A 25,555-nucleotide genomic window follows, 5' to 3' on the forward strand; every position below is an offset into this window, starting at 1 on the left:
GATCCTGATTGGGGAACTTAAGATTACTGCAGAAGAGAATCAGCCAATTCGTTAATGTACTGTTCAATAGCTGGATATCCTGTATCCATAATACTGTGTTGGTCACTTGCATTTGTAGCATCTAATCCATTGCTATTTTCCCAATCATCTGACATACCATCATTGTCTGTATCTAATGGCGCAATTTTTGCCTGCAGTCCTTCTAATAGGTTTGCAGGGATCCGGGCACCCCATTCTCCAGTGCGTGCTTTAACATCTTGAACAGAAGTTTCGGTAACGACATCTCGAGGAAACGCACCTGAGCTTTTTAGCACGTTGTCATATGCTGTACTATAATTTGTTTCAATTGGGGCAATATAGGTTGAGTAAAATGCAAAATTTGGTCGATTTTGTAATTTAAATGTTCTGCAATCAGGCCCATTAAAATATTCACAAACATATTGAAGCGATGGGTGATCTGATGCTGTTGAAAAAGGATCCAGCACACCTTGTAGGTACACAGGGTCATCTACATAGTTTGATTCAAAGTAGTATCCTAGTTCATTGCCAACGCTTACTGCATCTAAAAAGATTGGTGTCATCGACGAACTTGGGCCACGTTTGAAATAATTATTACTAACTAAAAATGGTCCCCTTGCAGCATTGTGATGTACCCAGTTATCTTTAATGTTGTACATAACGTTGTTAATGGTTTCAGCAGGTCCTACTGAGAGGGCAGGTGCTCTTCTGTTGAAATTTGCAAATAAATTATTTAAGACACTAATACGTCCACCTTCGGGCCCATTTATCATGCCATAGTTATGATTTGCTTCTGGATGTCCAAATAGCGCTGATTGTTCTATGGTGGACCATTGAACAGTGACATCTCTTGCTGAGTAAAGGTCTAGGGTTTCGTCAACTCCAAATGACATGGAAACATGATCCAGGATAATATTTGAGTTTCTTGAAAGTTGAACAGAATCAAATTGTTCGCCTTTTGACTGATTGTTAAACACTGGAGGACGAATCCTAATGTGACGAATGATGATGTTATTTACACCAAAGTCATACGCCCCATACAATCTTCCTTCAATTGTAATACCTGCACCAGGCGCAGTTTGACCCGCAATAGTTACATCGCCATGAGGAATATAAATAATGTCGACTGTAATCACGCCTGATACTTCAAATATAATAATTCTTGGTCCTGTTTGATTAAGGGCATCTTGCAAGCTTCCGGTACCTGCTGCATTGAGATTAGTTACTTTTAAAACTTTACCTCCTCGTCCGCCACTAGCATAAGCTCCAAACCCTCTAGCTCCTGGGAAGGCTGTAATACTACCTAGTGGAATATTTGGTGGAGCTTGATTAGGTGTTTCATTATTCGGCGGGGTTTGATTGGGTGTTTCATTATTCGGTGGGGTTTGATTAGGTACATCATTAGATGGATTATTTGAGTTGGAAGCTACTTGATTATCTGATCCGCCTGAGCCACCGCCACAGCCAACACATAAAATTAGTATGAGATATACAAAATATCTGAATCGTCCAGCATTAATGATGGTCATTGGGTAAACCGGCTCCTGAGGTTTCGTGCCTCAATGTAAAATTTGTGTGAATGAAGAAATCTAGTAAATCTGGATTTATACATACATTAAAAATGTATTATTTTTGGGAAGCTTTAAGAACGCATACTCTTTGAACCAGATAAAGTCAGAATAGAATGTAAGAAGGTTCTGTAAAAACTGCTAATTGGATAAAACGACGTGTTTAAGGGATAAATGGTTAAAATTGATTGTTAAAGTGAGAAACAGTGCGCAGAAAATTTTAGCGAAAATTATAAGGCATACTTAATTAATCACTTAAATCTTAAATAAGAACACCTTGTAATTCATCATAATTTTATGTATTTCTCATATTGATAATTTGCAACTGAGACATTAGGGAAAGCCAAATATTTAGTGAGAATCAGTTCACACTATTTTATATATTGCTGCCGTATGGTGCATAAAATAATAATAAGAACAATTCCTTATACAAATGAAATACAGAACTATCGAGGATTCTGCCAATGTACGATTACGTCGTGAGCGACGTTCTGCGTTGCAGTCTCATGAGTTTCCACTTGAAGATTTGAAAGGAAACCTTGTGAATAAAAATCGTCGCAACTCTCAAGAAAGTCGAATAGTTGGTTTGGAGGTAACGGAAACCAAAATATCTCAGGCTGAGTTTCAAGAATATTTCGACAATCTTCAAGACGCAAAATAAATTATCAGTTGCTCTGGCTTTAAAGAGATCATCAACTTTATATTAGATTAGCTATAAAATAAATTTAGTAGCTCATGTAATATAATTCACTCCACTCCACTCTGTATGTCTATAATTAGTATCTAACGATAGGAGTGGCATTAATGAGTGCAGAGTTCGCATTTTTCTCTAAATATCGCATCTTCTTATTAATACTTTTGCTTGGTGTTAGCGTAAGTGTGTTGGCTGAAAAATCATTGGGGAATAAATTAGTTCACATACCTGGTGGTGAATTTAATATGGGTTGTTCAATAGGTGATAAAAACTGTGGTGATGACGAGGGCCCGTTGGGTGGAATAACAGTTTCGGTCCCGGAATTTCATATTGATCAATATGAAGTCACAGTAGCGGAATACGAAGCTTGTATGGAAGCAGGTAAATGCAAAAGGCCTAAAGATCATCAGCGCAATAAATATTGTAATTTAGGCGATCCTTCTCGAGGTAATCATCCGGTTAATTGCGTAGATTGGGATGAAGCGCTTGCATATTGTGAATGGAAAGGTAAGCGTTTGCCTTATGAGGCTGAATGGGAGAAAGCGGCAAGAGCTGGAACTGCGAGCCCTTATCCATGGGGGCAAGACGTTGACTGTACACATGCGATTGTAGATGACGGCAAAACATTTGGCTCCGTGCCAAATGAACCTGATGGTTGTGGTGAAGATCGCACTTGGAATGTAGGAAGTCGTAATGAAAATAAATTTGATTTGTACGACATGCATGGCAATGCTGGAGAGTGGACAATGAATTGGTATTCGCCAAGTGCAATTAGCAAGATCTACGCAAAAGGTGATCTAAAAGGACCGCAGAAAGGCAAACAACGAGTGGTGCGTGGCGGTTCTTGGGATGAAAATAAAGCAAATTTACGAAGCTCTTTTCGTAATGTAAAGCCTCCAGTAAGTGGTAAAAGTATTTATGGCTCAATTGGGTTTCGTTGCGCCGTTACAAACTGAACTGCTTTATAAAGATTGGTAATGAGAAAGCATTCTCTTTCTCATAGCTACGCTAGGTAATGCACCGACAAGAGCGCCCATATTTTCATCCATGTGATCTATGCGTGAAGTAGCGGGTATAGCAACCGTAACACTGGGATGTGAAAGAATAAACTTCAAAAAGTATTGCGCCCAGTTATGGCAATCAAATTCTTTGCACCAGTTTGGTAATGATACATTCTCAGTAGCATTAAATAAATTTCCGCCTTTAAAGGGTCTATTGATAATCACAGCAATACCTTTGTCTGTAGCAAGAGGTAATAGTTTCTGTTCTGCTTCAGTATCTGAAATGTTGTAAGTGAATTGCACAAAATCCAGCGGTTCTGTCTGCATAATTTTGATTAACTCTTCGTGGCGACGTCCGTGTGATGTAGTGACACTATATATCGAATGCGTTTTGATTCTTTCCAATCACGTAAGGTCATTAAATGCGTTTTCCAATCTAACAAGTTATGAATTTGCATTAGGTCAAAATTATTTAGTCCCCAGAGTTCTATAGATGTTTTCATTTGCTGGGTACCCAGCCATTCGCCTGGCGTCCATACTTTTGTGGCTGAAAAAAGTGTTTTAGGTACTTCTAGATGTTGAAAGCATTTTCCTAGAACAGTCTGAGCAGAGCCGTACATGGGGGATGAATCAATCATACCACCACCATGTGAAAAGAATTTTTGAAGTACTCTTGTACGATGACTTATGTTTGATAGTTTGGGATCGATATCAAATGTTTTCCAAGTACCCATCCCTACGCATGGAATTTGTTTACCGCTTGAAGGAATGGGTCTTTTAATTAGCAAACTTGATGTTGAGTAGCCAAGTGTAGGTACCACAATTATTGCTGTGCTTGTGGCGGTAGATAAAAGAAAATCACGACGGTTCATTACATGATAATCCTCCTAAATGGTTAAATTTACCAAGTATTGGGATCATTGATTCAGTCCATTTCGTGACTGAAAGGCTGTTTGGCAGGTGGCAGCTTAGTTTGTAAGCTTAGGTTTATCGAAAAGAAGATCAAATACTTCTTCTCTTACGTGTGCCTCATCAACTTCAATTCTTGCTACACGACGATCAGGCAACCTGCGTCTATCGTCTCGTACACAGACACCATTACGCGTAATGATAGGAAATTGAGCGGCTTGCATAGAGGTGCGGCGGTCGTTAAGGTTACGCCGTTCTAATGGATTAGCTTGATTCATTTCATTCCCTAAAATAACCATTAACAATGTTATTATTTGATGGGAATACCCTACCTAAAATAGGCCTACAATTATTGTGACCGAGTTCACGTTTTTATTGAATTGCGAATCTAAATTACATGTATTGTTCAATTAAAACAACAGTTTATAAGATATTTTTGAAAACGAAGGTTACTAGATATGCATGATTTATTAATCACTAATGCTAAATTGGTTAACGAAGCTCGCATCAGTGAATGTGACATTTTGATTTCCAATCAACGTATTGAACAAATAGGGGCAGACTTGCAAAAGTTTGAAGCTAAAAGAGTAGTCGATGCAAAGGGAAACTATGTAATTCCGGGAATGATTGATGACCAGGTGCACTTTAGGGAACCTGGGCTGACTCACAAAGGCGATATTGCAACGGAGTCTTTAGCAGCCATTGCAGGAGGCATCACCAGCTTTATGGACATGCCCAATGTTAAGCCGCCAACACTTAGTTTGGAATTGCTAGATAAGAAATATGAAGCAGCACACCAAAGAGCCAGGGCAAATTATGCTTTTTACATGGGTGCCAGTAATGACAATATAGAAGTACTCAAACAAGCTCCAATCGATCGTGCATGCGGCATTAAAGTGTTTATGGGAGCTTCGACAGGCAATATGTTAGTAGACGATGATGATGTACTGGATGCAATTTTTAAATATGCACCTGTACCGATAATAACGCATTGTGAAGACTCGCCTTTAATTAATGAAAATCTTAAAAAATATCAACAACAATATGGTGACGACATACCCATCGAGTTTCATCCACTAATTCGATCTGAAGAAGCTTGTTATCGTTCTAGTTCAAAAGCGGTAAAGCTGGCTAAAAAGCATGGTTCACAACTGCATATTTTGCATTTAACTACTGCGAGAGAACTTGAGTTGTTTACTAAAGGGAATGTGAAAGATAAAAGCATTACAGCAGAAGTTTGTGTGCATCATTTGTTTTTCAGCGAAAAGGATTATGCAGAGAAAGGCTCATTAATTAAATGCAATCCTGCAGTGAAAACAGAACAAGATCACCAAGGGTTATTGAAAGGTGTGCAAGATGATCTAATAGATGTAATTGCTACAGATCATGCGCCGCATACCTGGGAAGAAAAGCAGGGGAATTACATGACAGCACCTGCAGGTTTGCCATTAGTACAGCACGCATTAATAGGGGTGCTGGAGCACATGCATGATGGCGTACTGAGTATTGAAAAGATTGTAGAAAAAACCAGTCATAATGTTGCCATAAGGTTTAATGTGGCAGAGCGTGGGTTTGTGCGCGAAGGATATTTTGCGGACTTAGCCATTATTGATGTGAATAAACCACATACAGTTACGAAAGAAAGTGTACTTTATAAATGCGGATGGTCACCCTTTGAAGGTAAAACATTCCGCTCTAGTATTGCTGCAACGATTCTGAATGGTCAAGTTGTGTATGAAAGTGGCGCGCCTATAGATGAGCCATTTTTTGGAAAGCAACTAACATTTGATCGTTAAATTTATTAAATATTTATATGCCCCGACTTGTTAAGCTTCATTTCCTATTTTTAACAATTGCATTATTTATTGCTTTTATATTAGTCCCGCTAGAACAAATGTATTTCGATCACTATCCAGAAGAAGAAATAAAACAATATTATAGAGATGCTTTTAGTTTCAAATCTGGAGAGTCTTGGAAGATGGTATTCACATGGTTTCTGGGCTTATCGTGTGGAAGACTAATATTAAAAGCGCTAGCGAAACATTAGATATTGATTAGAAATGAATTAAAACAAATCAGCGTCTTATTTGTGTGCATGGGGAATATTTGCCGATCTCCAACTGCGCATGGGGTGTTTCAGAATTTTGTAGATGGAAATGATTTAAATAAGACGGTTGTGGTTGACTCTGCAGGCACCCATGCTTACCACATTGGTAAAAAACCTGATGAGAGAGCGATCTCTACAGCAGCTAAACGTAACTATAATTTATCTAAATTGCGCGCGCGCCAAGTCGTGGATATAGATTTCAAAAAATTTGATTATCTGCTTGCAATGGATAATGAAAATTATTCAAATCTACTGGCTCAGTGTGACATTGAATATCACCATAAAGTTAAACTTTTTTTAGAGTTTGCAACTGTTCATTCTGACATACATGAAGTTCCAGACCCATACTATGGTTGCTTAAATGGATTTGAGACGGTGTTGGATTTGGTTGAGGATGCTTGCAAAGGATTGCTGGAGCATATTAAAAACACCCACTTTCCTAATAGCGAATAATTATTAGGAAAGTGGGTGTTATAAGAAGCTTTGGGGTTTTGCAGCTAACTATGAGTTAGTTTCAGTGTTTGCTGTGTTGTTTGTTGATACGGTTTTAGTTTCAACTGCCTGTGTTTGGTTAGGCGAGCCTGCTGTTTGATCTTGTGCGGTATTACCATGACTTTTCCCATTGCCGCGATTACGATTGCTCGAAGATTTGCGTGAATTATCATTTCTGCGTCTATTATTCGGATGGTTGCGTCTTCGGTTATTTCCACCAGATCGATTATTATTGTTTCTATTATTGCCACGATTACCGTCGCGTGAACGATTATTTTGACGATTCTGGTTGTTACTACGTTTAGGTGGCTCCTCAACCTCATCGCTAGATAACCAAGATAACAGTTTGCTAAAGAAGCCGGGCTTAGATGTAGCTTTTGTTTTCTTTTGCGGCACGGGGGCTGCGGCGTTTATGGTTTTTACTGCAGGTTGTTCCGCTGTAATAGGGGCAGGCTTGTGCAGGTTAGCTTCAGTTTCTTGTTGTGGAATCAGTTCATAGCTCGGTCGGTTGATAACTTCTTTTCCTTCGTCTCTAGTTCTTTCAACATTAAAATGTGGAGTTTCTAAATTAGGATCAGGAATTATAATTATTTGCACATGGTTACGTGCTTCGATATCGCCGATATTAGATCGTTTTTCATTTAATAAGAAACTTGTAACATCTACAGGTAGTTTTGCGGTTATAACGCTAGTTTTATCTTTAAGCGCTTCTTCTTCGATGAGACGCAGCACGCCAAGTGCTAATGACTCAATGCTGCGAATGGTTCCATGCCCGGTACAATGTGGGCATACAATCTGGCTCGATTCTTCAAGTGAAGGCCGTAGTCTTTGTCGTGACATCTCAAGTAAGCCAAAGCGAGATATTCTTCCTATTTGCACGCGTGCACGATCAATTTTTAATGCCTCGCGCAAACGATTTTCTACTTCACGTTGATTTTTATTAGCCATCATGTCAATGAAGTCGATAACAATCAGTCCGCCAAGGTCGCGTATGCGTAATTGACGTGCTATTTCATCTGCAGCTTCCAAGTTTGTGTTGGTAGCCGTCTCTTCAATATCGCTACCTTTAGTAGCTCTCGCAGAGTTGATATCAATTGAGATCATCGCTTCAGTGTGATCAATTACAATGGCGCCACCTGAAGGCAAAGTTACTTCACGGTCGAATGCTGATTCAATTTGAGATTCAATTTGATAGCGATTGAACAGTGGAACGGTATCTTCATAAAGCTTAAGCTTTTGAACATTATGAGGCATGACGGTTTCAACGAACTTTTTAGCGTCGTTGAAGACTTCAAGGTCGTCAATAATAATCTCACCAATATCTTCACGTAAATGATCACGTAAAGCGCGAATAATGACATTGCTTTCTTGGTAGATAAGAAATGGCTTATCCTGAGTGTCTACTGCATTATTGATAGCTTGATGAATTTGTATAAGATAATTCAGATCCCCTTGCAGCTCTTCTGCTGTACGTCCAACCCCTGCAGTACGAACGATTGCACCCATACCTTCGGGTACTTCTACATCGGACAAGGCTTTACGTAGTTCTTCACGATCTTCGCCTTCAATGCGTCGAGATACGCCACCGGCTCTTGGGTTGTTGGGCATTAATACTAAATACCGTCCTGCTAAGCTCATGAAGGTGGTTAGCGCTGCACCTTTGGTGCCACGTTCTTCACGCTCTACCTGAATAACAATTTGTAGCCCTTCACGAATTTGATCTTTAACCGAGAAACGTTCGCCAGAATTTTTGGAATCGCTAAAGTATTCTTTAGAAATATCTTTGAAAGGCAAAAAGCCGTGTCTTGTAGATCCAAAATCTACAAAGGCAGCCTCAAGGCTGGGTTCTACGCGGGTGATAACACCCTTATAGATATTAGCTTTCTTCTGGTTTTGAGAGGGTATTTCGATGTCGAGGTCGTATAGACGTTGTCCATCGACCATGCCTACACGTAGCTCTTCTTGCTGTGTAGCATTGATTAAAATTCTTTTCATGTTTGGTTTTGTCCAAAGTCGTTATCCCTCGGGCTTGTTTTGCTAAACAAAGGTCCGCACGAAATCCCTTCCAATTACTATTATTGGGAAAACCAATAGGCGAGGATGATTCGGCAGCAATGAGCCGAAGGAAATGTAATATTGTGTAGATAAAAATCATTATGTTTTGTTATGAAGCGACTGTGCTATTTAATTTTTCACAGTGCATCTAAACTTACGCTCTACAGATATAATTCTGTAAAGTGTAGAAATTCATTTTTGTGCAAAAGAAAAAATACGAAGTCAAAATTTGATTTGATATGGCTTTTTTGCACAGTGCGCTAAAACTAAGCTATTGCTTATAGTGCACAATGGAGACTATATCAACCTAAGGCATGGGCAGCAAATATATAACTTATCGTTTTTATTGCCTTTTTTGCCAATCAATCAATCAGTCTGTCAAAAGGTCATAAGTACGCCCATGAGCGGTTCCACATGAAAGACAACGCTTCAACACTTACTATCGATGCTGCCAGAGATGGACAACGGATCGATAATTTCTTGTTTACCCGCTTAAAAGGTGTCCCAAAAGGACTTATTTATCGTTTATTGAGAACCGGAAAGATCCGTGTGAATGGTAAGAGAATTAAGCAAACTTACCGTCTGCAGGAAGATGATGAGGTAAAAATCCCCAATATTTCAATTTCAGAATCAACGCCTCACAACATCAATGAGGCCATTAAAAATCAAATAGAAGCCTCTACGATATATGAAGATGACGATATTCTAGCGATCAATAAACCAGCAGGTCTAGCGGTACATCCTGGTTCGATGGTTTCATATGGTGTTATAGAAGTGTTACGTGCCATAAGACCCGATGCGCCTTATTTAGAATTAGTGCATCGAATCGATCGAGAAACGAGTGGTTGTCTACTCATTGCAAAGAATAAGCACAGCCTAAATGCATTGCATGATTTGCTGCGTCGAGAGGACGATAAAAGTGAAGTGGAAAAGATCTACATACTATTAGTTAAAGGTCGATGGGATTTGGGCGAGAAAGTGATCGATACACCATTACAATCTAAAGGACAAAATTCAGATGTAGATGATCAAAAGAATGCATGGAAAGACGCATATACAATTTTTAGACCCATCGAATATTTCAAAAACTTTACGTTATTGAATGCAGAAATTAAAACAGGTCGCACGCATCAAATTCGTCTCCATGCTGCACAAGCTGGATTTCCCATAATAGGCGATTCAAAGCATGGTGATTTTGCTCTTAATAAAGAATATAGAAAAAAGGGATTCAAGCGCATGTTTTTGCACGCAGCAGAAATTTCATTTCAACTCCCTAATCACAAGCAAAGGGTTACCATTGCCGCGCCAATGGGGGCTGAACTAATGACGTTTATGAAAGGTCTAGATTCGTGAAAAGAATGATTTTCTTAATTGAATAGTTTGATTTCCATCTAGCGATGGGGTTTACTGATTTTGTAACAGGGTAACTTTATTAGAACTTATTTATACGGGTGACGAGTCCATATGGAACCAAAAATTAATTTAGACAAAATATCAAATGATGATCGTTCTTCATCTGGTTGGGAGCGAGAGGCAATTGTTAATCTTGCTCAATCAGGTCTAAAAGAGCAACGTCGTGCACGTAAATGGGGAATATTTTTTAAGCTCTTAGGCTTTGCTTATGTGTCCATATTTCTCGTTACTTTAATGGCACCATATTTTTCAAATTTTTCCGCTAAGACGCAACACACAGCTCTTGTAGAACTTGCTGGTGTCATAGCAGATGGTGAAGAAGCAAGTGCAGATAATATAGTGTCAGGCTTACGTGCTGCATTTGAAAATAACAATTCGGCAGCAGTCATACTCAGAATTAATAGTCCAGGCGGAAGCCCTGTGCAAGCTAGTTACATTAATCGTGAAATTACCCGCCTGCGTGAAATGCATCCTGAAAAACCTATTTACGCAGTAGTCACGGATATCTGTGCATCGGGCGGAGTGTTCGCAGCCGTAGCAACGGATAAAATTTATGCAGACAAGGCGAGTATTGTAGGTTCGATTGGTGTACGCATGGACGGCTTTGGATTTGTTGATGCGATGGAAAAATTAGGGGTTGAAAGAAGATTGATGACTGCAGGCGAGCACAAAGGGTTATTAGATCCGTTTCAACCTGAAAATGAATTTGAAAAACAACACATTCAATCTTTGTTAGATGAAATTCATCAGCAATTTATTGATGTGGTGGTAGAAGGTCGAGGAGATAAACTGGCCAAAGATAAAAATATGTTTAGCGGTTTATTTTGGACTGGTGAACAGGCATTAGAGCTTGGATTGGTAGATGGCTTTGGAAGTGCAAGTTATGTTGCGCGAGAAGTAGTGGGGGTTGAAGATATTCAGGACTACACATTTCGTGAAGATATTTTCCAGCGTTTTGCAAAACGTTTAGGCACTGCAATGGTAGAGCCGGTAATTAAAGCATTGACATATCCGGTATTACACTAAAAGCAGCAATTATTTTATTTTGGCAAGAAGTGATCACATGGAGGTGCGAATATCAGTGCAACATGGATGTTGTATCAGATGAAATATTTTTTAACTTGAATGCCCGTTTTCGGCCATAAGCAGACATAAAAAAGCCCCACACTAAGGTGAGGCTTTGGCAATTGCTAAATTAAATTAAAAGTTATTTATTTGTTTTTACGCCGTGTCCAACCTAAACCTAGTAAAGCAAGCACCATTAAGGCCATGGTGGAAGGTTCAGGCACAGGTGTAGCGGAGTAAAACTGGAAGAATTCGTTGGAATTAGATGCCCCGTCATTTTCACGGACCAACACTTTATCGAATGAGGTATCACTAATGAAGCCTATGAACTGCGCTGTATTAAACATGGAGGTTGTAAATGAGGCCATACCAACATCCATCCCACTATTAAGGAAGGTTAATGCGAAATTACTAGCTATAGAATCATCTGCATACGTAAAAGCAAAGGCAGATTGTAATCCAGAGAAAAGCACATCAAAGTTTTCATCACCATTCAATACATACTCAAGACCAGTCAAACTAGCGCTAAAATCGGTGTAAAAATGGGTGCCTGTTCCTGGGGCGCCAACACCATTGGCGTTGTCAAGGGTAATGTTCCCACTAGTGCTAACAATATTACTGTTTGTGGCTGATGCTAATGGTAGATTATTAAATGTTTCTGCCACCAAATTAAAATCAGCTTGATTGGTAGATGTAATTACGATTGCATTAGCATTCCCGCAGATGAGTGTAATTAGAGTAATGAAAAGATATTTCATGATCCTCGCCTCCTTGAGACATAATGTACTGAACTAGTGTGAGTTTTTATTTTTACTTGACACCTGGAAGCATAGCAGTTAGCTAAGAAGCAATAACCTTACTTTAAAAATTCTTTTCAGTTTTGAAGACAATTGTGTGATGAGCATCACATTTTAAATAGAGTAATTATCTAAAACATAACCTTTTTAATAAAAGGTTAGTTGAGTGATGTGAGTACGAATATCCGCATTGTGACGACAGAAAATTGCTCCTCGTCAACTGTTCATGCAGTCGTGAAATTACTGCACTTCCACCACGATCCATGGTGGTCGTAATCGGACATTATACACTTGCTAATTTTGATGTAATCGGATCAAATCCTTCAGCTTGCAACATCGAAGTTAGTTTAATTAACGGCAAACCAATTAAAGTGTTGTAGTCATCGCCTTGCATTTTTTCAAATAAAGTAATCCCAAAGCCTTCAACTTTAAAACTTCCTGCGCAGTCGTAAGGTTGGTCTTTGTCTAGATATGCAATGATTTGTTTCTCACTAAGTGTGCGAAAAGTTACTTGAAAGGTTTCGCAGCTAACGTGTTGTGAATTTGTTTTGCTGTTGATTACGCATAAGCCGGTATAAAACGTTATGGTTTTTCCGCTTGATGCTTTGAGTTGTGTAATAGCATTTACGTGGCTGCCTGGTTTACTAATTATTTTACCTTTTAGTACTGCGCATTGGTCAGAACCAATGACTAATGCATTGTTTTGATGCTGCTTGATGATTAGGGCCACGGCTTTTGCTTTTTCTAGTGCCAGACGTGACACGTAATTTTCTGCTGATTCCTTAACTTTAACCGATTCATCTATATCCGGAGTCACACAAGTCAGGCTTGGAATGAGCGGGGTTAAGAGTTGTTTGCGGTAGGTGGAGCTGGAAGCTAAGACGATATTCATGATGATGTGGATTAATTATACCTAGTGAACTTGGTTAATTTCCTAATTGATTGTTTTGGTAATCACTCATAAAGCGATAATGAAGCGGTTTGGCTTATTTCGTATACTTCAATTTATGCCAGAATCTAATCCAGAATCTAAGCCAAAATCCATGATAGAGCCACAGCAAAAACCACTTCCCATTCGTTTTGATCCCGTAAGTTTCGCAGACCATGAACGAAAGTTAGAAGGCCTGATCGCAGCTAAAGCGATGCTGAGGTTAAGAGAAAATGTGCTCTCGTCCGATGATATGGTGGAAGCCAAGCTAGTTTTTTCTAGAGGATATTATGGATACCCTTTGGTGACAGGGCAGGTAAAAGCTTGTGTGGCCATGAAATGTGAGAGATGTCTGGATGAGGTGCGTATAGCGCTAAACACTGATATCAGTGTCTTGGTGAAGCCTGAAGGAGAGGTTGTTCCCCTAAAAGAGGGTGTAAAGGAAGCTGATTTGCCTGATATTCATGAATACGACGGACAAAGCTTGGTGCTATCAGACTTGGTGGAAGAGGAGTTATTACTGAATTTGCCCCTTGTCCCTAAACATCAGGATATTTCATTATGTAACCAAGATATGGTAGCTTGGCTCGCTGCAAATGAGGCGCCTAGTGAGGACACTAATGATGATCCAGAGGCCTCCACTAAAAGACAGAGTCCATTTGCTATACTTACAAAGCGCTGATTAGTTTGGAGAAGGACAATGGCAGTACAAAAGAGTAGGAAGACACCATCGAAGCGTGGAATGCGTAGAGCTCATGACAGTTTGAATTCTGCAGCATTATCTATTGATGGAACCACCGGTGAAACACATTTGCGTCATCACGTAACTCCAGATGGCTATTACCGTGGCAGGCAAGTGGTTGTGACTGCTGAAGAATTTGAAGACGACGAAGAGTAGACTGTATTCTCTTTAGGATGACGCTGAGCCGTCATAAAATTTGCCACTTCACATTGGTACAGAATTAGTGGTTCTGTACATTAACTGCAAAAATACAATTTCTTAACTGAGAACATCAGTGACAAATATAACCGTTTCACTTGATGCAATGGGTGGTGATTTTGGTGTAACGGTTGTTGCAAAAGCCGCTGTAGATTATTTAGCGGAACATCAAAATATTTTCCTTATCCTAGTGGGTGATCAACAAGCGATCATCGCCGAGCTTGATAAGCTCAATATCCAACCCTATGAACGCCTTAATATTCATCATGCTAGCCAACAAGTTGAGATGGATGAGCCGCCATCACAGGCGTTACGAAATAAAAAAGACTCTTCCATGCGCGTGGCGATTAATCTTGTTAAAGAAGGTATTGCTGATGCAGCCGTCAGTGCTGGCAATACGGGTGCGCTCATGGCTACTGCACGATTTGTATTAAAAACCTTGCCTGGAATCGATCGACCAGCAATCAACAGTGTGATGCCCTCCATGTTGGGTAAAACTTATATGCTAGATCTTGGAGCGAATGTAGGCTGTAGCAGCCAACACTTATTGCAATTTGCGGTGATGGGTTCGGTGCTAGCCAATGCAGCGGATGAAATTAAACACCCAAAAGTGGGTCTGTTAAATGTAGGTGAGGAAGAAATTAAAGGCAACGAACAGGTTAAAGAGGCGCACGAAGTGTTAAAACAAAGTGGTCTGAATTATATAGGTTATGTAGAAGGTGATGATATTTACTGCGGGGATGTTGACGTGGTCGTATGTGATGGTTTTGTAGGTAATGTTTCGCTTAAAACCAGCGAAGGAGTTGCTAAAATTGTCGCTTATTACGCTAAAGAAGAATTTACACGTAATCTTTTTACCAAACTTTGTGGTCTTTTAGCTATGCCAGTGCTAAAAGCATTTAAAAAACGTATTGATCCAAGACGATATAATGGTGCCAGTTTGCTAGGCTTACGAGGTGTGGTGGTTAAAAGTCATGGTGGAGCCGATGCATATTCATTTCAACATGCAATTCGGATCGCACATATAGAAGCTAGCCAGCAAGTACCTAAGAAAATTGCATCACGTATCGAAAAATATTTAACACAAGACAACACAGCATAACTCAAGACATAAACGATAATGACCTATTCGAAAATAATTGGCACAGGAAGTTACCTTCCAGAGAAAGTGCTTACTAATAAAGATTTGGAAAAAATTGTTGACACTTCTGATGAGTGGATTCAAGGCCGAACAGGAATAAAGCAACGTCATATTGCTGCAGACGGAGAAACCACATGTGATTTAGCCGTTAGCGCCTCTAGACGTGCTCTAGAGATGGCGGGTAAAACTAATGCAGATATTGATTTAATCATTATGGCAACGACCACTGCTGATAAGATTTTTCCGAGTACGGCATGTCTGTTGCAAAAGAGATTGGACATTCACGGATGCGCAGCCTTTGATGTGCAAGCGGTTTGCACGGGGTTTGTCTATGCGTTAGCTATTGCTGATAAGTTTATAAAGACTGGCAGTGCAAAATGTGCGTTAGTAATTGGTTCTGAAACTCTGTCACGAATTTTGGACTGGAACGACCGAGGAACTTGTGTGTTATTTGGGGATGGTGCAGGTGCCGTCGTACTTGAAGCATCAGATGAGCCTGGTATTTTGTCTACACACTTACATGCCGATGGAAGTTACGAACACCTGCTACATGTCCCGCATGGTATTTCACAAGGGTATGAACAATTGAAAGCTGGCGAAGCCTATGTGTATATGGAAGGCAATGCAGTGTTTAAAATGGCAGTCAATACACTTGGTAGGATAGTTGATGAAACATTAGCGGCAAACAATATACAGAAAAGTGACATCGATTGGTTAGTGCCACATCAAGCTAATAATCGAATTATTGAGGCGACAGCGCGTAAATTAAAAATGCCTATGGAGCAGGTCGTAGTAACTGTTTCAGAGCATGGCAATACTTCAGCTGCATCGATTCCACTAGCGCTGGATTGTGCTGTACGTGACGGTAGAATTAAAAAAGATGAGACCATAATGCTTGAAGCATTTGGTGGCGGCTTTACCTGGGGTTCAGCACTATTAAAATTTTAGTTGCCATATAGTTTGGCGACCATGTCTAAATCTATATACCAAGTCAACTGTAAAAGGTGCCCGCGGCTCGCTGACTTTCTAAAGTCATCCAAACAAAAATATCCTGATTATTTTTGCAAACCAGTGCCAGCATTTGGTGATCCAAAAGCAAAATTTCTAATTGTTGGTTTGGCGCCCGGTATGCATGGTGCAAATGCAACTGGCAGACCCTTTACAGGTGATTTTGCAGGGATTCTCTTATACGAAACATTGCATAAGTTCGGTTTTGCAAGTAAAGCTAAATCAGTAAGTGTGGACGACAATTTAAAACTTAAAAACTGTAGAATTACCAATGCCGTTAAATGCGTGCCGCCTGCAAACAAGCCCACCACTGAAGAAATCAAAATCTGCAATACTTATCTAAAAAATGAACTTCAAGCGTTACAACCTGGTAATGTCATTCTAGCATTGGGCAAAATCGCACATGACTCAGTTGTTCGTTCGTTTGACCTGAAGCTCAGCCAGCATCCATTCGGTCATGAGAACGTTCATAATATTGGTAATAGCTTAACTTTAATAGATTCATATCACTGTAGCCGCTATAACACTCAAACTAAACGTCTCACACAAAAGCAATTTGAACACGTGTTTAAAAAAGTTTCAGCTACTTTGAATAAGAGTTAGCCTGAATATTTTGAGAAGTGTATAAGAATGGTCGAGCTGAATAAAAATCTGAAGTTTGATCCCAAACAGTTCATTAAGACTCTCCCGCAAGATCCAGGTGTGTATCGCATGCTGGATGAAAATGAAAAGTTTCTCTATGTGGGCAAAGCAAAGAATTTAAAGAAGCGCGTCAGCACTTACTTTTCAAAGACTCAAGCAAGCGCACGAATCGCTAAAATGCTTACACAAACTTGCGATATGGAAATTGCAGTTACGAATACAGAAGCGGAAGCACTACTGCTTGAAAATAACCTAATTAAAGAACATAGGCCTCGTTATAATATTTTATTGCGGGATGATAAAAGTTATCCCTATATTTATATTTCTTCGAAGCATAAATTTCCACAAATTACTTTTTATCGAGGACGACCTAAAAAAACAGGACGATACTTTGGGCCTTATGCAAGTGTGAGTGCTGCACGTTATGCGTTAAATCTATTACAGAAAGTGTTCAAAGTACGCCAATGTGACGATTACTTTTTTAATCATCGAAGCCGTCCTTGTTTGCAATATCAAATTGAACGTTGCAGCGCTCCATGTGTAGGGTATATAGAGGAAACTAGTTACAAGAATGACATTGATGCAGCGAGTGAATTTCTAGATGGTAATAGCGACCAACTCATCGAACAATTTGTGCAGAAAATGGACGCTGCATCAGTTGACTTAGATTATGAAAAAGCTGCTGGATACCGAGATAAAATTGGAATGTTGCGTGAAGTATCCGAACAACAATATGTCAGTAGCGAAGATGGCAATGTAGATATTGTTGCCGTATCAAATGAAGGTGATGTTGCCTGTGTTCAGGTTTTCAATATTCGCTCAGGCATGAATCTAGGTAATAAAAGTTATTTCCCTAAATTACCAGAGGCAGAAATGCCTGAAAAAGTACTTGCAGCATTTCTAGGTCAATATTATTTAACGCATATTATACCAGAAGAAATAATTACCAGTCATCAACCCGATGATGTTGATGTGCTTAAGTTGATGCTAGGCAATAAGCTGGGGGAAAAAATCGACATCATTCATGCGCCACGTAGTAAGCGTGCTCGTTGGTTGGAAATTGCTAATAAAAATGTGGTTGCAGCATTGAAGAGTAAGCTTGCGACTAAAGCCGGTTTGGCGCAGCGCTTTGAAGCTTTGCAGGAAGAATTGCATCTAGAGTATATGCCTACTCGCATGGAATGTTTTGATGTAAGCCATACTCAAGGAGAAGCCACGGTAGCCTCATGTGTTGTATTTGAGCAAGAGGGTGCAGTTAAATCAGATTATCGCAGATTTAATATCGAGGGTATTGAGCCGGGGGATGATTACGCAGCAATGCATCAAGCCCTAACCAGGCGATACACAAGGTTGAAAAAAGGAGAAGGAAAGCTGCCTGATATCCTTTTCATTGATGGTGGCAAAGGGCAAGTCAGCAAAGCGGTAGAGGCATTACAGGAACTGCAGGTTGAAGGAGTAAAGATTATTGGTGTAGCAAAAGGAGTTGAGAGGCGAGCAGGTGAAGAAACCTTAATACCTGCGGATGGAAGTCCTGAAATTCACCTTAGTGCTCATTCATTAGCCTTGCATCTTATTCAACAAATTAGGGATGAAGCGCATCGATTTGCGATCACTAGCCATCGCAAGCGCCGCAATAAGAAACGGATGCATTCGCCATTAGAAAACATTGAAGGTTTAGGTCCAAAAAGACGACAGAACTTGTTGAAGTATTTTGGCGGGATTCGGGGAGTGTCTAAAGCAGGTGAGGAAGAGCTTGCTAAAGTACCAGGGATTAGCAAGAATCTAGCAAAAGCTATTTATCAAGAAATGCACTCAACAGGAAGTTAAATTAAAGTGACATATAGTATACCTAACCTCCTGACATTCCTTAGAATATTAATAATTCCTCTACTCGTTTTTGTGTATTACTTTCCACCAAATGTAATAGGGATGCGCCTCGCAGCCCTATTGTTTGCAATCGCTGCACTGACGGATTGGTTGGACGGTTATTTAGCTCGCAAGCTGAACCAAACTTCAAAATTGGGAGCCTTTTTAGACCCCATCGCGGATAAATTAATCGTTGTTACTGTATTAGTGATGATTGCAGATGAATTTGGAAAATTATCGATACTCATTCCAGCACTTATCATAATTGGTAGAGAGATAGCCGTTTCAGGGCTACGAGAATGGATGTCTGAATTGGGCTATCGAGGGTCGGTTTCGGTATCAATGTTGGGCAAGATTAAGACCACAGCGCAAATGATGGCCTTATTATTGTTGCTTTATCGTTATGATATTTTTGGTATACCTATATTTGATATTGGTGTATGGCTGTTATATCTTGCTGCGGCTCTAACGCTTTGGTCTATGTTGGTATATTTCAGAAGAGCCATTAAAGCTTTTGGTTAGTTACCTTGTCTTTAGTAATTAAGGATTATTGACTCAAGGTAAGGGTCCAATAGAATAGGGCGCATTCAGCGGGAATAGCTCAGTGGTAGAGCACAACCTTGCCAAGGTTGGGGTCGCGAGTTCGAATCTCGTTTCCCGCTCCAATTTTTTACGTAGCAGCAGTAGAAGTCATATGATCACCTACGTATTCTTCAACTTTTTTCCAAATAAGTAGTTGATTTCCAGTTAAGCAAGTTTCAAGACTTTGTAAAATACCCGAATAGCATTTGTATATTTGCTTAGCTATGAGCGAACCCTCGGGAGTAATTAGTAATTGAATTACTCGACGGTCATCTATGTCGTGTTTACGTTCAATTAAACCTCGCGTCTCTAAACTATCAAGGTGGCGAGAAATTGTGGTGGGGTCTGCATCAATGGTTTTAGCAACTTTGGTGGGAGTAACAGCATGGTTTAAATAAAGTATTTTTAATACTAACCATTGGTTCATGGTTAGATTGGCTGCACTCAAAGGTTTTTTCAATTGCTGCTTGGCTTTGTTTACGATACTCAGGCCAAGTAATACGGTAGTCGCATTAAAATCAAGACAAGAAGACGGATCTTTCGTGTCATTTTCATTTGTTGTTGATGTGGTTTGCATGTTGGGTTCCTTGGTTTATTTCCTAACTGCGAATGATCAGTTTTAGCCAGTGCAATCCCTTATTGAATGGATTGCTTGGAGTACCAAATTCGTCCTATAGAGTAAGTAATCAATCTGTAACGATTATCTAGACCTTTCTATTTGGCCTGTAATTACAGGCCAGCATCACAAAAACAAGAATAAACGCACGGATTAGGTTGGAAAAATCAATATTCGACTAAATGTTGTCGATAGCAGGCCGATAATCTTCATTGGCAATCATTGCAATATGGGAATATTAATGAAAGTGTCATACTGTATTTAACATGTTAAATGTCCATACAATAGTTATATATAAGTGTTTGAATTTAGCTAATTCGGTGGATTGGCTTTTGGTCTAAAGTTTCAACTATGGCAACTTTGATCAAACCAAATGAAGCTGAAGTGAAAGCCCAACTTGATTGTATATTGCAAGGGGAGGAGTTCGCGCGCTCACCTAAAATAACTCATTTCTTGAAGCATGTAGTAACGGAAACTCTTGAAGGAAAAAAGCAATATATAAAGGCGCATACTATCGCTATTAATGTTTTTCAAAAAGACAAAAACTTCGACCCACAAACAGACCCATTAGTGCGTGTAAATGCGGTTCGGTTACGCCGAATGCTGCGTCATTATTATTCTTTCGAAGGGAAAAATGATGAAGTTGTAATTGATGTAGTCAAAGGGAGTTACGTCCCACGATTTTATTTCCAAAATGAAAGCCATGCTGCATCAGAAGAAATTACGGACTTAGTTAAAGGACATTCGTTTCCTACGATAGCAGTACTTAGTTTTAGAAACTTAAGTGAAAAACTATCTGATTCTAATTTTGCAGATGGTGTTACTCATGAAATAGTTAGTCAATTAACAAAATTTAAGGAATTGGTCGTTATAGCAAGAAGTGCGATCAATTTATCTGAAGATAGACAAGCAAACACGCAGCAATTAAAAAAAATAATTGATGCTCGTTATGTCTTGAGTGGAAGCGTACGTATCGATGAGGACAATTTGCGTATTAACGTTGAGCTTGACGATCGAGTATCTCACTCCAATGTTTGGACACATTCTTACAATGAAAAATTAAGTGTAAAAGGTATGTTAGAAATACAAGATGAAATTGCTATGCATGTAGCAACTACAATCGCTCAACCCTATGGCGTAATTATACGCAAAGAACTTGCCCATCTAAATCGAGGTTTAACAGATAACTTTACTGCGTATGAGTTATTTTTAAGTTATTTCCAGTTTATAAGTACATTTTCACCTATAGATCATTTTCGTGCACGAGAAGCCTTGGAAGAATCAGTTCGAATGGATCCTCAGTTTTCTGATGCATGGGCTGCGCTTGCCATTATTTATGCCCAAGAATATCAACTTTCAATGAATCAGATTGAAAGAGATGTTGATGTTCGAGAGCTTGCCAATCAGACTGCGAGACGTGCATTAAAAATTGACCCGAATAACTCACGATCAAGGTTTGCAATTGCTATTGCTAAATTGATAAATGGTGAAATAGAAGGAAGCAAAGAAGACATAGCACAGGCATTGGGATTAAACCCAAACAATTCATTAATTTTGGCTCAGTCGGGGCTATTTCTTGCTTTATCTGGAAGATGGGAGAAGGGGATAGAAATGCTTGAGCATGCAAAGGTAATGAATCCTGCACATCCCGATTTCTATTATTTTCCTATTGCGTTCAATTTTTATCGGCAAGGCCTATTCAATGAGGCATTAAGAGAAATGAATAATATTCATATGCCTGAATATTTTTGGACGCACTTTCTGTTAACTGCAATCTATAGTGCACTTGGAGAAACTAAACTTGCTGAAAAATCTGCTCACCAACTTCAAAGGTTATATCCTGATATTGAAGAAAAAGCTCGATTTGAGCTTAAGAAGTGGAATATGCAATCTGAGTTTATAGAAAAATTGTTAAATGACTTGACTCAAGCAGGGTTAAAAATAGCCTGGTGATATAACTCATAATCCTATACCACAGGGTACTTTTCTGTCTGAGTGCAGATTGATAGTATGCGGGTTAAAATTAGGTAACACTTTAAATGCAGGCCTCGGTTATTGCCGGGGGTTTTTATTGCGTGAGTCTCGAATACACTCTTGATTAAGTTTCATGGCTAGGTGGTAGAGTGGTTATACAGCGGTTTGCAAAACCGTAGACACCGGTTCGATTCCGGTCCTAGCCTCCATTATGTAGTAAAGACCACTCTGTTATGCCCGGGTGGCGAAATTGGTAGACGCAAGGGACTTAAAATCCCTCGGTAGAAATACTGTGCCGGTTCGACTCCGGCCCCGGGCACCATTTATAAATTGGCTAATATCCAATCAACAGGATATGCATCGTAAAATCAAAGTCTTGGTCCTGCGCGAGTAACTGCAATCTATTATCGATGCAGTAATATTCGATTTTTTTAATCCCAATACCGTTATTTAAATAAGACAAATGAGTAATTTCACGTTCAATTCGGTTCCAGAAGTATTGAAGGACCTTAAATTAGGCAAGCTAGTTGTTGTCGTGGATGATGAATCACGAGAGAACGAGGGCGATTTGATTGGCGCCGCGGATAAATGTACGCCCGAGATGGTAAATTTCATGGCTCGATATGGTCGTGGTCTAATCTGTACAGCCATTACTGAAGAGCGTTCTAGAAAGTTAGACTTAGATTTGATGGTTGAAACGGATGATAACAATGCCTTGCACCAGACGCCGTTTACCGTTTCTGTGGATTATGTGCACGGTACTACAACAGGAATATCTGCTACTGACCGATATAAAACAATTAAAGCGCTAGCGGATCCTGCCATCGCTGCAAGTGACTTGGCTCGCCCAGGACATATTTTCCCATTACGAGCGACACGAGGTGGTGTGTTTAGGCGTGATGGTCATACTGAAGCAACTGTAGATCTGATGGAGTTAGCGGAATTGAGCCCTGTGGGCGTGTTGTGTGAAATCATGAAAGAAGATGGTGACATGGCGCGATTACCAGATTTGAAGGTATTTGCTAAACAACACGATTTAAAAATTCTCACCATTAAGGAACTCATTAAGTATCGCTTACGTTATGAATCCCGTGTAGAGCACGAGGTTACGGTTGAGTTACCTACATGCTGGGGTGAATTTAAAATTTCAGCATTCAAAGACATTTACACGGATCGTGAACATTTAGCCTTAGTGCATGGATCATGGAAGCCTGATGATGATGTTTTAGTGCGTATCCATTCAGAATGTCTTACTGGAGATGTATTTGGGTCTATGCGTTGCGATTGTGGTGAGCAAGTACGTATGGCGATGGATATGGTGCAGCAAAATCAACAAGGCATCATTATCTATATGCGTGACGAAGGTCGAGGGATTGGTTTAGTGAATAAGCTTAAGGCGTATGCCTTGCAAGAGCAGGGCTTTGACACAGTGGATGCAAATCTTGAATTAGGCTTTGAGGCAGATCAGCGTGATTATTCGGTTGCCGCCCATATGTTGCGCGCATTGGAAGTGAAAAATGTTCAGTTGATTACGAATAATCCTGACAAATGTGAATGGATGCAAGCTTACAATATTAATCTTGTAAATCGAATCCCGATGATTGCTCCAACTGATAGCGAATATCGTCGTAAATATATGCAAGCTAAACGCGATAAAATGGGACACGTAATTGAATTAAAAAATATAGTGCCGCATTGGAAGTGAACTTTAGAAAGTAACCTTCCATATCAATATATAAACATCTTTAATCTTAATATTTCATATGAATCTACTAGGCTTATCCGGTAGCCCAGCAAAAAATGCTGCGTCACGAACATTAAACGCAGTGAAGCAAGTGGTTGATTACGCTCATGCTCAAGATAATTCTATTAGTATGGAAACCATCAATTTTCGTGACCTAAATATTGAGCTTTGTGATGGACGGGATCCCGCTTTGTATGAGGGCGATACCAAAACATTAATTGAAAAGATTGTGGATGCTGATGCATTGATTTTAGGGACGCCGGTTTATAGAGGGTCGTACACGGGTATTCTGAAAAACGTATTTGATGTAATTCCTAATGATGCCCTGGTGGGTAAACCCGTGGGAATTGTGGTTACAGGTTCTACACAACATCATTACTTAACGATTGAGCATGAGATTAAACCTTTGTTAGGTTTTTTCCATGCGCATGCACTACCTGGCGGGGTGTATCTAACACCTGAACACTATAATAATAGCGTGTTAGTAGATGAGGGCGCACTAGAGCGGTTACAACAGCTTGCAACAGCGATAGTGCACTTTGTAAAGCATGTTCCCAATGATCGTAATTTATTAGCAGGAGCGTCAGGCCCGGAAATACCTTGGGAATCTCGATTAAAAGGTGCGAATAAGCTTTAAATTTTCATCTTCAGCATACAAAAGGCTATTCTCAGGGTATGTTAATAGACTTCTATGACCTCAAGATTAGAATATCATTTAAATTCAATAAGATAACTAATATTTATATACATCAAATATAATTAATCTATGTATCTATTTGATTTATAATATATTATTATTCTCTAGATATAAAAACATATATACATCAATACATTTAACCTCATATTTAATGTACCTCTTTTGGTTAAGCTGTGGTAATTTAGCGGCTGGTGGTTCACAAATCTCATTACGTTGAGAGGCGATAATCGAGAATACAGAAGGAGCAATAACTATAAAAATATCTTCTGAAACCATCAATAAGCCTTGCGTAAATACATTTAGCAGCCCTTTCTCCTCTAGTTGGGTCATCAATTAAAACGTATAAACGCTAAAGTTGGATCGCAATGAAAGGCATCTATCAACCCGCCCATCGTGGCGGGTTTTGTTTTTACTGGGTACACTATTTGTGTATTAATTACTTAACCTCCTCGAATGAAATTTAAGCACATTCAAAAGCATGTAATGCCATACGTTATGATGGTTACGTTCTTGCTGATGGCAACTGTTAATTCAATTTATGGAGCAGATATGGCTGGGCGTTATTTGATCTCCGGTGCAGGTAAGGATTCTTGCCGCAGTTTTGTAGATGCCGATACGGTTGGGAAATCGTATTATCGTGCATGGCTTTCTGGTTATATTAGTTCTCATAACTTTAATTCGAAAGACACCTATAGCATTGTGAATAAAACAGAAGTTAGTGAATTAGAAGCTTGGTTGCGTGGCTACTGTTTCTCTAACATGACGCATACTTATGATCAGGCTGTTAAAGGTTTGATGAGAAAATTAGAATATTTTAAGAAAAAAAACTATTACGACAAATAACTAAATATAATTAATAATGGAAAATCAAGATCTTAAGCGCGCAGGATTAAAGGTTACTCTGCCTAGGATGAAGATATTAGAAATTCTCGAGAGTTCTAATAAAAAACATATGAGCGCAGAAGATATTTACAAAGTGTTGTTAGATACTGGTGATGAAATTGGTTTGGCGACTATTTATCGAGTGCTCACACAATTCGAAGGGGCGGGCTTAGTAATACGTCATCACTTTGAAACCGGGCAGGCTGTATTTGAACTCGAAAGCGGCAAACACCATGATCATCTAATTTGCGTAAAATGTGGGAAGATCGTCGAATTTTTGGATGAGTCAATCGAAGCAAAACAAAAAGAAATTGCACAGAAAAATGGTTTTCGCATATCAGATCATTCGCTGATAATTTATGGCATTTGTGACGAAAGCAATTGCCAGCAGCAATAAACATACCGTTATTTAATAA

General features: G+C 39.4%; 25 protein-coding genes, 3 tRNA genes and 1 pseudogene. 21 read left to right on the plus strand and 8 right to left on the minus strand.

The features are described from left to right. Window positions 1–23: 23 nt before the first annotated feature. On the minus strand, window positions 24–1,547 hold the full coding sequence (locus tag GKR92_02955) for a pectate lyase precursor (GenBank protein QMU60708.1): 1,524 nt from the start codon (window positions 1,545–1,547) through the stop codon (window positions 24–26). A 472-nt stretch (window positions 1,548–2,019) separates the two neighbouring features. Here GKR92_02955 and GKR92_02960 point away from each other — a divergent pair, with 472 nt between their 5' ends. Continuing rightward, window positions 2,020–2,247, plus strand: coding sequence for a hypothetical protein (locus GKR92_02960; protein QMU60709.1), 228 nt, complete (start codon window positions 2,020–2,022; stop codon window positions 2,245–2,247). 143 nt (window positions 2,248–2,390) lie between these two features. Then, window positions 2,391–3,236 carry an SUMF1/EgtB/PvdO family nonheme iron enzyme gene (locus tag GKR92_02965; GenBank protein QMU60710.1) on the plus strand — a complete coding sequence of 282 codons (846 nt, stop codon included), beginning with the start codon at window positions 2,391–2,393 and terminating at the stop codon, window positions 3,234–3,236. A gap of 6 nt (window positions 3,237–3,242) precedes the next feature. On the opposite strand, the pseudogene GKR92_02970 reads toward GKR92_02965, so the two are convergent. Continuing rightward, window positions 3,243–4,153: pseudogene (locus GKR92_02970) on the minus strand (aldo/keto reductase). A gap of 96 nt (window positions 4,154–4,249) precedes the next feature. Next, window positions 4,250–4,468 carry a hypothetical protein gene (locus GKR92_02975; protein QMU60711.1) on the minus strand — a complete coding sequence of 73 codons (219 nt, stop codon included), beginning with the start codon at window positions 4,466–4,468 and terminating at the stop codon, window positions 4,250–4,252. 180 nt (window positions 4,469–4,648) lie between these two features. On the opposite strand from GKR92_02975, the gene GKR92_02980 reads away from it, so the two are divergent. Next, a complete protein-coding gene (locus GKR92_02980) occupies window positions 4,649–5,986 on the plus strand; it encodes a dihydroorotase (GenBank protein ID QMU60712.1) in 1,338 nt (445 codons plus the stop codon). Window positions 5,987–6,285: 299 nt separating this feature from the next. After that, window positions 6,286–6,750, plus strand: a complete 465-nt coding sequence (locus GKR92_02985; protein ID QMU60713.1) for a low molecular weight phosphotyrosine protein phosphatase — start codon at window positions 6,286–6,288, stop codon at window positions 6,748–6,750. A gap of 48 nt (window positions 6,751–6,798) precedes the next feature. Here GKR92_02985 and GKR92_02990 read toward each other — a convergent pair whose 3' ends face one another. Then, on the minus strand, window positions 6,799–8,784 hold the full coding sequence (locus GKR92_02990) for an Rne/Rng family ribonuclease (protein ID QMU60714.1): 1,986 nt from the start codon (window positions 8,782–8,784) through the stop codon (window positions 6,799–6,801). Between the two features lie 474 nt (window positions 8,785–9,258). Between GKR92_02990 and GKR92_02995 the strand changes: the two genes are divergently transcribed. Then, a complete protein-coding gene (locus tag GKR92_02995) occupies window positions 9,259–10,197 on the plus strand; it encodes an RluA family pseudouridine synthase (GenBank protein ID QMU60715.1) in 939 nt (312 codons plus the stop codon). A 111-nt stretch (window positions 10,198–10,308) separates the two neighbouring features. After that, on the plus strand, window positions 10,309–11,283 hold the full coding sequence (locus GKR92_03000; GenBank protein QMU60716.1) for a S49 family peptidase: 975 nt from the start codon (window positions 10,309–10,311) through the stop codon (window positions 11,281–11,283). A 185-nt stretch (window positions 11,284–11,468) separates the two neighbouring features. On the opposite strand, the gene GKR92_03005 is transcribed toward GKR92_03000, so the two are convergent. Beyond that, complete coding sequence (locus tag GKR92_03005; protein QMU60717.1) at window positions 11,469–12,080, minus strand: PEP-CTERM sorting domain-containing protein; 612 nt, start codon at window positions 12,078–12,080, stop codon at window positions 11,469–11,471. Between the two features lie 322 nt (window positions 12,081–12,402). Beyond that, window positions 12,403–13,014: a septum formation inhibitor Maf gene (locus GKR92_03010; protein ID QMU60718.1), complete on the minus strand. Its 612-nt coding sequence runs from the start codon at window positions 13,012–13,014 to the stop codon at window positions 12,403–12,405. Window positions 13,015–13,090: 76 nt separating this feature from the next. Between GKR92_03010 and GKR92_03015 the strand changes: the two genes are divergently transcribed. From GKR92_03015 to GKR92_03050, 8 genes are all read left to right on the plus strand, one after another. After that, window positions 13,091–13,729, plus strand: coding sequence for a hypothetical protein (locus GKR92_03015; protein QMU60719.1), 639 nt, complete (start codon window positions 13,091–13,093; stop codon window positions 13,727–13,729). 18 nt (window positions 13,730–13,747) lie between these two features. After that, window positions 13,748–13,945, plus strand: a complete 198-nt coding sequence (rpmF, locus tag GKR92_03020) for a 50S ribosomal protein L32 (GenBank protein QMU60720.1) — start codon at window positions 13,748–13,750, stop codon at window positions 13,943–13,945. Between the two features lie 118 nt (window positions 13,946–14,063). Next, window positions 14,064–15,089 carry a phosphate acyltransferase PlsX gene (plsX, locus tag GKR92_03025; GenBank protein ID QMU60721.1) on the plus strand — a complete coding sequence of 342 codons (1,026 nt, stop codon included), beginning with the start codon at window positions 14,064–14,066 and terminating at the stop codon, window positions 15,087–15,089. Window positions 15,090–15,107: 18 nt separating this feature from the next. After that, window positions 15,108–16,076 (plus strand): beta-ketoacyl-ACP synthase III, encoded by a 969-nt coding sequence (gene fabH, locus GKR92_03030; protein ID QMU60722.1) that lies wholly within the window; start codon window positions 15,108–15,110, stop codon window positions 16,074–16,076. 21 nt (window positions 16,077–16,097) lie between these two features. Continuing rightward, a complete protein-coding gene (locus GKR92_03035) occupies window positions 16,098–16,739 on the plus strand; it encodes a uracil-DNA glycosylase (protein QMU60723.1) in 642 nt (213 codons plus the stop codon). Window positions 16,740–16,766: 27 nt separating this feature from the next. After that, window positions 16,767–18,605 (plus strand): excinuclease ABC subunit UvrC, encoded by a 1,839-nt coding sequence (gene uvrC / locus GKR92_03040; protein ID QMU60724.1) that lies wholly within the window; start codon window positions 16,767–16,769, stop codon window positions 18,603–18,605. A 6-nt stretch (window positions 18,606–18,611) separates the two neighbouring features. Next, window positions 18,612–19,166 carry a CDP-diacylglycerol--glycerol-3-phosphate 3-phosphatidyltransferase gene (pgsA, locus tag GKR92_03045; protein QMU60725.1) on the plus strand — a complete coding sequence of 185 codons (555 nt, stop codon included), beginning with the start codon at window positions 18,612–18,614 and terminating at the stop codon, window positions 19,164–19,166. 68 nt (window positions 19,167–19,234) lie between these two features. Continuing rightward, window positions 19,235–19,309 (plus strand) — tRNA-Gly (locus tag GKR92_03050). 5 nt (window positions 19,310–19,314) lie between these two features. Here the strand turns inward: GKR92_03050 and GKR92_03055 are convergent. After that, entirely contained in the window at window positions 19,315–19,803 is a 489-nt protein-coding gene (locus GKR92_03055) for a MarR family transcriptional regulator (GenBank protein QMU60726.1), read from the minus strand. Between the two features lie 390 nt (window positions 19,804–20,193). Between GKR92_03055 and GKR92_03060 the strand changes: the two genes are divergently transcribed. The 5 genes from GKR92_03060 (at window position 20,194) to GKR92_03080 (ending at window position 24,197) form a co-directional block, all read left to right on the plus strand. Further along, entirely contained in the window at window positions 20,194–21,795 is a 1,602-nt protein-coding gene (locus GKR92_03060; protein ID QMU60727.1) for a hypothetical protein, read from the plus strand. A 156-nt stretch (window positions 21,796–21,951) separates the two neighbouring features. Next, window positions 21,952–22,025, plus strand: a tRNA-Cys gene (locus GKR92_03065). 26 nt (window positions 22,026–22,051) lie between these two features. Further along, window positions 22,052–22,138 (plus strand) — tRNA-Leu (locus tag GKR92_03070). 141 nt (window positions 22,139–22,279) lie between these two features. Beyond that, on the plus strand, window positions 22,280–23,521 hold the full coding sequence (locus GKR92_03075) for a bifunctional 3,4-dihydroxy-2-butanone-4-phosphate synthase/GTP cyclohydrolase II (protein QMU60728.1): 1,242 nt from the start codon (window positions 22,280–22,282) through the stop codon (window positions 23,519–23,521). Window positions 23,522–23,579: 58 nt separating this feature from the next. Further along, entirely contained in the window at window positions 23,580–24,197 is a 618-nt protein-coding gene (locus tag GKR92_03080; GenBank protein QMU60729.1) for an NAD(P)H-dependent oxidoreductase, read from the plus strand. Between the two features lie 144 nt (window positions 24,198–24,341). On the opposite strand, the gene GKR92_03085 is transcribed toward GKR92_03080, so the two are convergent. After that, the gene (locus tag GKR92_03085; GenBank protein ID QMU60730.1) at window positions 24,342–24,587 is read right to left on the minus strand and encodes a hypothetical protein; all 246 of its coding nucleotides are present in this window, start codon (window positions 24,585–24,587) and stop codon (window positions 24,342–24,344) included. Between the two features lie 123 nt (window positions 24,588–24,710). Between GKR92_03085 and GKR92_03090 the strand changes: the two genes are divergently transcribed. After that, entirely contained in the window at window positions 24,711–25,100 is a 390-nt protein-coding gene (locus tag GKR92_03090; GenBank protein QMU60731.1) for a hypothetical protein, read from the plus strand. A gap of 16 nt (window positions 25,101–25,116) precedes the next feature. Further along, window positions 25,117–25,536: a ferric iron uptake transcriptional regulator gene (gene fur, locus GKR92_03095; GenBank protein ID QMU60732.1), complete on the plus strand. Its 420-nt coding sequence runs from the start codon at window positions 25,117–25,119 to the stop codon at window positions 25,534–25,536. Window positions 25,537–25,555: the final 19 nt, after the last annotated feature.

This window comes from Gammaproteobacteria bacterium (assembly GCA_014075255.1).
Taxonomy (GTDB): Bacteria; Pseudomonadota; Gammaproteobacteria; order UBA4575; family UBA4575; genus JABDMD01.

Excerpts from the sequence above, each read along its gene's own strand:
- GKR92_02955 (QMU60708.1), bottom strand. The coding sequence starts at position 1,547 with ATGACCATCATTAATGCTGGACGATTCAGATATTTTGTATATCTCATA.
- GKR92_02960 (QMU60709.1), top strand. The coding sequence starts at position 2,020 with ATGAAATACAGAACTATCGAGGATTCTGCCAATGTACGATTACGTCGT.
- GKR92_02965 (QMU60710.1), top strand. The coding sequence starts at position 2,391 with ATGAGTGCAGAGTTCGCATTTTTCTCTAAATATCGCATCTTCTTATTA.
- GKR92_02975 (QMU60711.1), bottom strand. The coding sequence starts at position 4,468 with ATGAATCAAGCTAATCCATTAGAACGGCGTAACCTTAACGACCGCCGC.
- GKR92_02980 (QMU60712.1), top strand. The coding sequence starts at position 4,649 with ATGCATGATTTATTAATCACTAATGCTAAATTGGTTAACGAAGCTCGC.
- GKR92_02985 (QMU60713.1), top strand. The coding sequence starts at position 6,286 with ATGGGGAATATTTGCCGATCTCCAACTGCGCATGGGGTGTTTCAGAAT.
- GKR92_02990 (QMU60714.1), bottom strand. The coding sequence starts at position 8,784 with ATGAAAAGAATTTTAATCAATGCTACACAGCAAGAAGAGCTACGTGTA.
- GKR92_02995 (QMU60715.1), top strand. The coding sequence starts at position 9,259 with ATGAAAGACAACGCTTCAACACTTACTATCGATGCTGCCAGAGATGGA.
- GKR92_03000 (QMU60716.1), top strand. The coding sequence starts at position 10,309 with ATGGAACCAAAAATTAATTTAGACAAAATATCAAATGATGATCGTTCT.
- GKR92_03005 (QMU60717.1), bottom strand. The coding sequence starts at position 12,080 with ATGAAATATCTTTTCATTACTCTAATTACACTCATCTGCGGGAATGCT.
- GKR92_03015 (QMU60719.1), top strand. The coding sequence starts at position 13,091 with ATGAAGCGGTTTGGCTTATTTCGTATACTTCAATTTATGCCAGAATCT.
- rpmF (QMU60720.1), top strand. The coding sequence starts at position 13,748 with ATGGCAGTACAAAAGAGTAGGAAGACACCATCGAAGCGTGGAATGCGT.
- fabH (QMU60722.1), top strand. The coding sequence starts at position 15,108 with ATGACCTATTCGAAAATAATTGGCACAGGAAGTTACCTTCCAGAGAAA.
- GKR92_03035 (QMU60723.1), top strand. The coding sequence starts at position 16,098 with ATGTCTAAATCTATATACCAAGTCAACTGTAAAAGGTGCCCGCGGCTC.
- uvrC (QMU60724.1), top strand. The coding sequence starts at position 16,767 with ATGGTCGAGCTGAATAAAAATCTGAAGTTTGATCCCAAACAGTTCATT.
- GKR92_03055 (QMU60726.1), bottom strand. The coding sequence starts at position 19,803 with ATGCAAACCACATCAACAACAAATGAAAATGACACGAAAGATCCGTCT.
- GKR92_03060 (QMU60727.1), top strand. The coding sequence starts at position 20,194 with ATGGCAACTTTGATCAAACCAAATGAAGCTGAAGTGAAAGCCCAACTT.
- GKR92_03075 (QMU60728.1), top strand. The coding sequence starts at position 22,280 with ATGAGTAATTTCACGTTCAATTCGGTTCCAGAAGTATTGAAGGACCTT.
- GKR92_03080 (QMU60729.1), top strand. The coding sequence starts at position 23,580 with ATGAATCTACTAGGCTTATCCGGTAGCCCAGCAAAAAATGCTGCGTCA.
- GKR92_03085 (QMU60730.1), bottom strand. The coding sequence starts at position 24,587 with ATGACCCAACTAGAGGAGAAAGGGCTGCTAAATGTATTTACGCAAGGC.
- GKR92_03090 (QMU60731.1), top strand. The coding sequence starts at position 24,711 with ATGAAATTTAAGCACATTCAAAAGCATGTAATGCCATACGTTATGATG.
- fur (QMU60732.1), top strand. The coding sequence starts at position 25,117 with ATGGAAAATCAAGATCTTAAGCGCGCAGGATTAAAGGTTACTCTGCCT.